Here is a 9,512-nt window from a genome sequence, read left to right as displayed (position 1 = left end):
GTTGGTTTGCTAAGTGTTGCTACTGTACCCCTTGATTACTTAACAGGCTGTACTCCCGCTTGAGAGCGGTTCTGCAACGCAAGGCCAGTCAGGGCACACGCAGTTCTCGGCGTCGATGCCGGGAGCTGTTGCAACGGCTGTCTGGCAGGGAGAGACGCTTTCAAGTTTGGGTAAACCACTGCATCTCCACTCGCATCAGCGGCGCGTAGCGCTAAAACCCCACCCGCCTATGCGGTGGGGTAGTTTATTCGCTCTGACCACATCTTGATCTCCCCACCTCTTTTTTATCGGGATGAACTGCGCTGCCGCCTGATCATCACCCTCAGCATGTTACGAGTTGTGCAACATGTCTGCGAGGCGGTGCGGCAGGAGAACACCGAACTAGAACCGGTGAAGCAGCGCTATCTGGACGAGTGGACGCAAGCCGTCAATGCCCATGGCGCGTTCGGTCGCTGGCGGTGGAAGGTGGCACGTCACCCGGTCGAGATACGAGACGTTCTCTAACTCCCCTCTCCCAGTGGGAGAGGGGTTGGGGGTGAGGGATCTAATCCCACAAGTTCAAATCGGTCACCGCCCCCAGGCTGCTGCTGGAGACCAGCTTGGCGTACTTGGCCAGGGTGCCCCGTTTGTAGCGGGGCTCAGGCGGAGACCAGCGGGCGCGGCGGCGGGCCAGCTCCTCTTCGCTGACATGCAGGTGCAACAGGCGAGCCGGCGCATCGATGGTGATCAGATCTCCTTCTTCCACCAGGGCAATCGTGCCCCCCACATAGGCTTCGGGAGCCACATGGCCCACCACCATGCCGTAGGTGCCGCCGGAGAAGCGGCCATCGGTGATCAGGCCCACGCTATCTCCCAAGCCAGCGCCGATGATGGCGGACGTGGGCGAGAGCATCTCCCGCATGCCGGGGCCACCCTTGGGGCCCTCGTAGCGGATCACCACCACGTCTCCCGCCCGAATCTGGCCGGAGAGGATGGCCTGCAAACAAGACTCTTCGGAGTCAAAGACCCGTGCCGGCCCCGTGATCTTGGGAGTCTTGACGCCGCTGATCTTGGCCACCGACCCTTCTGTGGCCAGGTTGCCTTTGAGAATGGCCAGGTGCCCTTGGGGGTAGAGGGGGCTGTGCCAGGGGCGGATGACCTCTTGGTCAGGGCTGGGCTCGTCCGGCACATCCCGCAGGACTTCGGCAATCGTCTGGCCAGAGATGGTGAGGCAGTCCCCGTGCAGCAGGCCGTGGTTGAGCAGGATCTTCATCACTTGCGGGATCCCACCAGCCCGGTGCAGATCGGTGGCAACAAAGCGGCCCGAAGGCTTGAGGTCACAGAGAACAGGCACGCGGGCGCGGATGGTCTCAAAGTCATCCAACGTCAGGGGCACCTCCGCGGCGTGGGCAATGGCCAGAAAGTGGAGCACGGCGTTGGTGGATCCCCCTACGGCCATGATGACGGAGATGGCGTTCTCAATGCTCTGGCGAGTGATGATGTCACGGGGCCGAATGTTGGCCTTGATGGCCTCGGCCAAGACCTTGGCCGATTGGGCAGCGCTTTCGGCTTTTTCTTCGTCCTCTGCCGCCATGGTAGAGGAATAGGGCAGGCTCATGCCCATGGCCTCAAAGGCGCTGGACATGGTGTTGGCGGTGTACATGCCGCCACAGGATCCGGCACCGGGGCAGGCGTGGCGCTCCACCGCCAGCAGCTCTTCCTCGGAGATGCGACCGGCGCTGTACTCCCCTACCGCTTCAAAGGCGCTGACAATGGTGAGGTCACGGCCATTGTAATGCCCCGGCTTGATGGTGCCACCATAGACAAAGATGGAAGGCACGTTGAGGCGGGCCATGGCAATCATCGCCCCCGGCATGTTTTTGTCGCAGCCACCGATGGCCAAGAGACCATCCATACTCTGGCCGTTGACCACCGTCTCGATGGAATCGGCAATCACCTCCCGCGACACGAGGGAGTACTTCATGCCCTCGGTGCCCATGGAAATGCCGTCGCTGATGGTAATGGTGCCGAAGATCTGAGGCATGCAGCCGGCCTCCCGCAGGGCGGCTTCGGCTCGCTCGGCCAGGGCTTGGATGCCGATGTTGCAGGGGGTAATGGTGCTGTGGGCGTTGGCGATGCCGACGATGGGCTTGCCGAAGTCCTCATCGCGAAAGCCCACTGCTCTAAGCATGGCGCGGTTGGGGGAGCGCTGCACCCCCTGGGTGACCACTTGGCTGCGCATCATCATTGGCAAGAAGAAACCGAGAAAAGTGAGCCGGGAAAAGAATGGGTAGAACTCATCCTACCGCTTTTCCCAGGGGCCACTGTAACCCTCCTGGCAAGAGGGATCCGACCGAATCTGAAGCAACTCTGTAAGTTCTCGGCACCTGCGCCGAGAATCGGCCAGCCTACCTAGTAAAGGGGATCCCAAATTCCAATCGCGTCAGTGGGACGCAGTCCTTGCCCGCCGGTTCGAGATACAGAAGCTAGGGATCTCTTGTTCCGGCGTTTCCTCTTAGGTGTCAGTGAAGCCGCATATGATTCTCAGCTCTCCTCCCTCCCCAGCCGCCGTGCCCAGCAGCGCCGAACGGGAGATGGCGCGGGATGTGCTCACCCTCTCCCGCCATGTCTTGCAGCAGTTTGGCAGCTTTACTGCCGAGGCCCAGGACTTCAGCGCCCTGATGAACCGCATTGCCCTGGCCGGCAAGATGATTGCCCGTCGCCTCAGCCAGGCAGGGCTGATCGAGGGGACGCTGGGGGTGACCGGCAGCGTCAATGTCCAAGGGGAAGAACAGCAACAGATGGACGACTATGCCAACCGGGCCTTCATCCGCGCCTTGGAGCAGACGGGCCTGGTGTGTCGGCTGGTGTCAGAAGAGATGAAAACGCCGGCCCGCCTGCCGGAAAACTGCTCCCTCAGCCGCTTGGCCCTGGTGATCGATCCCTTGGATGGATCTTCCAACATTGACGCCAACCTCAGCGTCGGCTCTATCTTCTCCGTTCTGCACCCCCTTGAGGATCGTCCGGAAGCAGACAACCAAGATCTCCTGCAGCCGGGCCGTCGCCAACTGGCCGCCGGCTACATCCTCTACGGCCCCAGCACCCAACTGGTCTATTCCGTCGGCAAGGGGGTACACAGTTTTACGTTGGATCCCAGCTTGGGCGAGTTCATCCTCTCCAAGAGCGATATTCGCATTCCCGAACGCGGCTCCGTCTACAGCCTTAACGAGGGCTACTTCTGCCAGTGGAGCGAAGGGATCCAGAACTATGTCCGCTACGTCCACCGCCACGATGGCTACACCTCCCGCTACAGCGGCGCTCTGGTGGCGGATTTTCACCGCATCCTTCTCCAGGGCGGGGTGTACCTCTATCCGGGCACCCAGAAAAAACCAGAGGGCAAGCTGCGGCTGATGTACGAGGCCAACCCGCTGGCGTTTTTAGTTGAGCAGGCGGGGGGCGTAGCCACCACCGGCAGCGAGGCCATCCTGGACATCGTGCCCCAATCCCTGCACCAACGGGTGCCTTTGATTATCGGCAGCCGCGAGAATGTGGAAGAAGTGTTGCGCTGCCTTCGCTGAACCCCGCCCACGCAAGCCGAGCTGACTCTATGGTGACCCTGGCTGAAAACCCCCTGCGCGTTGGCCTCAACCAAGAGCGCGTTCCGGATCCCTGTATCCTGGTACAGTTTGGCGCTTCCGGGGATCTGGCGGCCCGCAAGCTGATCCCGGCCTACTACCGGCTGTTTGTGCAGCGACGGCTGCCGCCGGAGTTTACCTTGGTGGGAGTGGCCCGGCGCGACTGGAGCCACGAGATCTATCGCGACAAAATGCGGGCGGCCCTGGAAGAATTTGCCCCCCAAGATCTGGGGCCAGAAGCCCTCTGGCAAGACTTTGCCCGCCGCCTGTTCTACTGTCGCCTTGATCTTGGCGATGCCGAGGGCTACCTGCGTCTCAAGCAATTCCTCAGCCAACTGGATGAGGAGCGGGGCACCCGCGGCAACCGGGTGTTTTACCTGGCGGTGGCGCCGGACTTCTACGCCCAGGCCATCCAACAGTTGGGGGCAGCCGGGATGTTGGCTGACCCGGCCAAAACGCGGGTGGTGATTGAAAAGCCCTTTGGCCACGACCTCACCTCGGCCCAGGAGCTGAACCGCATCGTGCAGCGGATTTGCCAGGAAGAGCAGGTCTACCGCATCGACCACTACCTGGGCAAGGAGACGGTGCAAAACCTGCTGGTCTTCCGCTTTGCCAACGCCATCTTTGAGCCCCTCTGGAACCGCAACTACATCGACCATGTGCAGATTACTGTGGCGGAAACGGTGGGGGTGGAGGATCGGGCTGGCTACTACGATGCTGCCGGTGCTCTGCGGGACATGGTGCAGAACCACCTGATGCAGATCTACTGCCTCACTGCTATGGAGCCACCTGTCTCATTACGCGGCGACGGGGTACGCAACGAAAAGACCAAGGTGCTGCAGGCTACCCGCCTGGCGGATCTGCGCAATGTAGCCGCGGCAGCGGTGCGAGCCCAGTACGGCCCCGGCTGGATTGCCGGCAAGCCGGTGCCAGGCTATCGCCAAGAGCCCAATGTCAACCCCAACTCGCAAACCCCCACTTACGTGGCCCTGAAATTGGAATGCGACACTTGGCGGTGGCAGGGAGTGCCCTTTTACCTGCGCACCGGCAAACGCTTGGCCAAGAAGATCTCCGAGGTGGCCATCTACTTTAAGCAGGTGCCGCTCTCTCTTTTTCCTTCGGCAGCCCGGGAGGTGAGCCCCAACATCCTGGTGCTGCGCATCCAGCCCAACGAGGGCATCTCCCTGCGCTTTGAGGCCAAGATGCCGGGGCCAGAGATCCGCACCCGCTCGGTGGAAATGGATTTTCGCTATGGAACTGCCTTTGGGTCGAGCACCCCGGATGCCTACGAGCGCCTGCTGTTGGACTGCCTGCTGGGGGATCCCACCCTATTTACCCGCGCCGACGAGGTGGAAGCCGCCTGGCGGGTGGTGACGCCGGTGTTGTCGGCCTGGGAAGCCCAGCCCGAAGGCAATGGCGGTAGTGCCGCACCGCCGCTGTACACCTATGAGGCCGGCACCTGGGGGCCCAAGGCCGCCGAAGACTTGCTGGCCCAGTCGGGGCGGCGGTGGCGACGTCTCTAGTTTGTTTGAATCGCTGCCCTCACCCCCGCCCCCTCTCCCAAAGGGACGGCCCTCACCCCCGGCCCCTCTCCCAAAGGGAGAGGGGAGTTAGAGATGGTGCTCCGCGCCGCCGGCGCAGACATGCATCTGGTTGGAACCAGCCCTGGCAGGAAGGATCCCCGGTTGCTGCAGCTAACATGGGCATGACCTGTTTTTGCGTGGGTGTCATGCCGCCACTGGTATTCCGGCTACCTGTCCGGTTTTTGCTAACCTTGCCGCTGGGCTTTGCCATGGTGTTGGGGGTAGGGAGAGGGGATCCCGCTCGAGCCCAAGTATTGCTGCACCTTCCCCTGCCCAATGGGGAGTTGATGCGGGCCCAGGCCCTGCAACTGGCCACTGACTCGCTGCGGCTGGCCCAGTTTGGCCAGACAGAAGAGGCGCTGCGCCGCTTGCAACTGGCGGTGGCCATGGTGCCCAACTCCTCCGAGCTGCTCTATGTTTTGGGCAACGTCCACCTGGAGCGGGGAGACTACGCCCAGGCGGTGCAAGCGCTGCAGAAGGCCCGCGCCCTGGCTCCTGACGACGCCGATATTCTCTACTCGCTGGGAGCGGCTTACTTGCGGCAGGGCAGCTACTTTGCCGCCGCCGAGGCTTTGGAACGGGCTGTGGCCCTGCAACCGGATAACCCCAACGCCCGCTTCCAACTGGGCAATGCTTACCTAATGCTGGATCAGTGGGATCCCGCCCGGCGGGAATATGAGAAGACCCTGGAGTTGGATCCCGCCTATTGGCCGGCCATGAACAACATCGGCTTGGTGGACTACGAGCAGGGAGATCTCGACGCTGCTATCGAGCGCTGGGAACGCACGATAGAGATGAACGACTCTGTGGCAGAGCCCTACTTGGCCTTGGCGACCGCTCTCTACATTCGGGGAGAAACCGGACGAGCCGAGGAGCTGGGGGCAAAGGCCATGCGCCTGGATCCCAGCTATGCCCGGCTAGAAGTGCTGCGGGAGAACCTGTGGCGGGAGAAGCTGCTGCGGGATGTGCAAGTTCTCCTGCGCAGCCGCCCCGTTGCCGAGGCTCTGCAGCAAGCTGCCGTCGAGCAGTTCAACCGGCAGATGGGCCTTGGGAAAGAGTAGGCTTAGGAGCTGCCCAGAATAGCTTGAGCCTGTGAGGCCCTTTGAAGGGCCTCAACCTTGGCCCGGATCCGCTCGGCAATGCCGACGCTGTTCAAGCCCAGATCCGCCAAGGACTCCTCAGGAGTGGCGTGCTCCACCCACACATCCGGCACCCCCAGGCGCAACAAAGGCACCCGGATATCGGCATCCAGAAGGGCTTCCCCCACTGCCGAGCCAAACCCGCCCATGAGGCAGCCCTCTTCTACTGTCACCACCAGGCGGCTCTGTTGGGCCAGGGGCAGGATCAGCTCGGTATCCAGAGGCTTGGCGAAGCGGGCGTTGACCACAGTGGTGGAGATACCGTGTTCCTTCAAAATCTCCGCCGCCTGCAAACTGGGATGCACCATCGACCCATAGGCCAGGATCAGCACCTCGCCGCCGCTGCGCAGCACCTCGGCTTTGCCGATAGGAATGGGCTCCCACCCTTCCTCTGCCAGGGGCACCCCCACGCCGGAGCCACGCGGGTAGCGCATGGCAATGGGGCCTTGGGTGTACTGGATCCCGGTCACCACCATGCGCTGCAGCTCCGCTTCGTCTTTGGGGGCCATCAGCACCATTTCGGGGATGCAGCGCAGATAGGCAATGTCGTACATGCCCTGGTGGGTTGGGCCGTCAGCTCCCACTACCCCCGCTCGATCCAAGCAGAAAAAGACCGGCAACTTTTGGATGCAGACATCGTGGATGATCTGGTCGTAGGCCCGCTGCAGGAAGGTGGAGTAAATGGCCACCACCGGGCGCATCCCCTCGCAGGCCATGCCGGCAGCTAACGTGACGGCGTGCTGCTCGGCGATCCCCACATCTATAAACTGATCCGGCAGCTTTTCCTTGAGTTTGTCTAGGCCGGTGCCGGTGTCCATGGCCGCCGTAATGCCGATGATACGGGGATCCCGCTCCGCCAGCTTGCAAAGGGCATGGCCAAAGACCTTGCTGTAGCTGGGGGGCTTGGGCTTGCTGGGTGGGTAGGGCTTGCCGGTGGCCAGGTCAAAGCGGGATTGGGCGTGATACCCCACCTGCTCCGCTTCCGCTGGCGGGTAGCCCTTGCCCTTGACTGTGGCCACATGCACCAGCACCGGCCCAGAGATGCCGTGGGCCAACTCAAAGGCATCCAACAATTCTGCCAAGTTGTGCCCGTCCACCGGCCCCACGTAGGTAAAGCCCAGCTCCTCAAAGATGATGCCCGCCTTGTTGTTTTGCACGGCAGTAACCAGCTTCACCGTCTCCTTGAGGCGGTCGATTTCCGGGCTGAGGCTGGATCCCAGCAGGGGCAGATTTTTCAGTTGCTCCTCTAGGCTGTCGGCCAAAAACTGCACCGGTGGGCTGAGGCGCAGGCGGTTTAAATAGCGAGGGATCGCCCCCACGTTGGGAGAAATCGACATGCCGTTGTCGTTGAGGATCACCATCAGGTTGGTCTTGGGCAGGTGCCCGGCGTGGTTGATCGCCTCATAGGCCATGCCCCCAGTCAGAGCACCATCCCCAATGATGGCCACCACCTTGAAGTTGTCCCCCCGCCGATCCCGAGCGATGGCCATGCCCAAGGCCGCCGAGATGCTGGTGGAGGCGTGCCCGGCCCCGAAGTGGTCGAAGCGGCTCTCGCTGCGCTTGAGGTAGCCAGAGATCCCCCCTTTCTGGCGCAGCGTGTGAAAGTTGTGATACCTGCCGGTGAGCATTTTGTGGGCATAGGCTTGGTGGCCCACATCCCAAATCACCTTGTCGCGATCCAGATCCAGGGTTTTGTAAAGGGCCAGGGTCAGCTCCACCACTCCCAGCCCCGGCCCCAGGTGACAGCCGACTGGGGAGTTGGCAGCCGTTTGCAAGTGCTTTTCGCGAATCTGGCGGGCTAGGCTGCGCAACTGGCTGAGGTTCAGGGCTCGAAGCTGGTTGGGATGAGTGATGTCACTCAGGTGCATAGGGGACTCGTCCTTCCGGTGTGATCTCACTCTAGATCATTTTCTGGGCGGGTTTTGTTGCCATCCGACTTTGGAAAACGCCGGGATCCCCTGGGCCAAGGGCAGTGAGATCCTGAGAGGGAGCACCAAGGAGCTCATGCAAGGGTTAGCATCGCACAAGGCCCTCGGCTGCTTTGGACTGAAGGCCTATTCGCAATTGGTTTCTCTCTTTTTGTTAGCCATGAAAATCGCCGCCAACATCACCCAGCTCATCGGTCGTACCCCCCTGGTGCGGCTGAATCGGATCCCTCAATCCGAAGGGTGTCTGGCTGAGATTGTAGTGAAATTGGAGAGTTTTAACCCTGCCGCCTCGGTGAAAGATCGCATCGCCGTGAGCATGATCGAGGCTGCCGAACGAGCTGGCTTGATCACCCCCGGCAAGACCATCTTGGTGGAGCCCACCTCTGGCAATACCGGCATTGGCCTGGCCATGGCTGCTGCTGCCAAGGGTTACCGGCTGATCATCGTTATGCCTGAGAGCATGAGCCTGGAGCGGCGACTGCTGTTGAAAGCCTACGGGGCAGAGGTGCATTTGGCCAGCAGCGCCGGCGGCATGGGGGAGGCCATCTGGAAGGCCGAAGAGATCGTGCGCCGCACCCCCAACGCTTACATGCTGGGCCAATTCGCCAATCCCGCCAACCCCCAGATTCATAACCAAACCACCGGCCCGGAAATTTGGGAGGATACCGATGGCCAGGTGGATATCCTGGTGGCAGGGGTAGGCACCGGCGGCACCATCACGGGGGCGGGCGAGTTTCTGAAGGGGAAAAAACCGGCCATTCGACTGGTGGCCGTTGAGCCCAAGGCCAGTGCTGTCCTCAGCGGCGGGCGGCCTGGCTTTCACCGCATTGAAGGGATCGGAGCAGGATTTGTGCCCGATGTGCTGCGGCGCGACCTGCTGGATGAGGTAATTGCAGTGGAAGATGAGGAAAGCATGATCTACAGCCGCCGCCTGGCCAGGGAAGAGGGGATCCTCTCCGGCATTTCCACCGGAGCTGCCTTGGCGGGAGCCATCCAGGTGGGGCGGCGACCGGAAAACGCCGGCAAGCTAATTGTGATGATCCAGCCCAGTTTTGGCGAGCGCTACTTGAGCACGCCCCTCTTCCGCGACCTAGAGCGGGATTCTGACCGCGCGGGCGGGCCGGTCGGGGATCCCAGCAGTCTTGGACCATCCAACCCAGGCCAAAAGCTCCAGTAATCGGCTACGTGGGGGCGACGGGGCCCCACTTGCACTTTGAGTTGTGGAAACGGACGGTGGGGCAAGGCTGG

The 9,512-nt window shown here is 61.9% G+C and carries 7 protein-coding genes and 1 pseudogene; 6 read left to right on the top strand and 2 right to left on the bottom strand.

Annotated elements, in window-relative coordinates:
• Positions 1-50 precede the first annotated feature (50 nt).
• A pseudogene (locus tag NW826_RS03965) lies at positions 51-197 on the top strand (RNA-guided endonuclease TnpB family protein); the annotation flags it as partial.
• A gap of 67 nt (positions 198-264) precedes the next feature.
• Positions 265-504: a hypothetical protein gene (locus tag NW826_RS03960; RefSeq protein ID WP_414336759.1), complete on the top strand. Its 240-nt coding sequence runs from the start codon at positions 265-267 to the stop codon at positions 502-504.
• A gap of 40 nt (positions 505-544) precedes the next feature.
• Here the strand turns inward: NW826_RS03960 and ilvD are convergent, their stop codons facing one another.
• Complete coding sequence (gene ilvD / locus NW826_RS03955) at positions 545-2,227, bottom strand: dihydroxy-acid dehydratase (RefSeq protein ID WP_414509493.1); 1,683 nt, start codon at positions 2,225-2,227, stop codon at positions 545-547.
• 346 nt (positions 2,228-2,573) lie between these two features.
• On the opposite strand from ilvD, the gene fbp reads away from it, so the two are divergent.
• From fbp to NW826_RS03940, 3 genes are all read left to right on the top strand, one after another.
• Positions 2,574-3,557: a class 1 fructose-bisphosphatase gene (gene fbp / locus NW826_RS03950; RefSeq protein WP_414335561.1), complete on the top strand. Its 984-nt coding sequence runs from the start codon at positions 2,574-2,576 to the stop codon at positions 3,555-3,557.
• A 29-nt stretch (positions 3,558-3,586) separates the two neighbouring features.
• Positions 3,587-5,137: a glucose-6-phosphate dehydrogenase gene (gene zwf, locus NW826_RS03945; RefSeq protein ID WP_414509492.1), complete on the top strand. Its 1,551-nt coding sequence runs from the start codon at positions 3,587-3,589 to the stop codon at positions 5,135-5,137.
• 206 nt (positions 5,138-5,343) lie between these two features.
• Complete coding sequence (locus NW826_RS03940; RefSeq protein WP_414509491.1) at positions 5,344-6,258, top strand: tetratricopeptide repeat protein; 915 nt, start codon at positions 5,344-5,346, stop codon at positions 6,256-6,258.
• 2 nt (positions 6,259-6,260) lie between these two features.
• Here NW826_RS03940 and dxs read toward each other — a convergent pair whose 3' ends face one another.
• Positions 6,261-8,204: a 1-deoxy-D-xylulose-5-phosphate synthase gene (gene dxs / locus NW826_RS03935; protein WP_414509490.1), complete on the bottom strand. Its 1,944-nt coding sequence runs from the start codon at positions 8,202-8,204 to the stop codon at positions 6,261-6,263.
• Positions 8,205-8,424: 220 nt separating this feature from the next.
• Here dxs and cysK point away from each other — a divergent pair, with 220 nt between their 5' ends.
• A complete protein-coding gene (gene cysK / locus NW826_RS03930) occupies positions 8,425-9,441 on the top strand; it encodes a cysteine synthase A (RefSeq protein ID WP_414335559.1) in 1,017 nt (338 codons plus the stop codon).
• Positions 9,442-9,512: the final 71 nt, after the last annotated feature.

It is taken from the genome of Synechococcus sp. OH20 (assembly GCF_047502685.1).
Lineage (GTDB): Bacteria > Cyanobacteriota > Cyanobacteriia > Thermostichales > Thermostichaceae > Thermostichus.
This window is presented reverse-complemented; position numbering and strand designations above follow the sequence as displayed.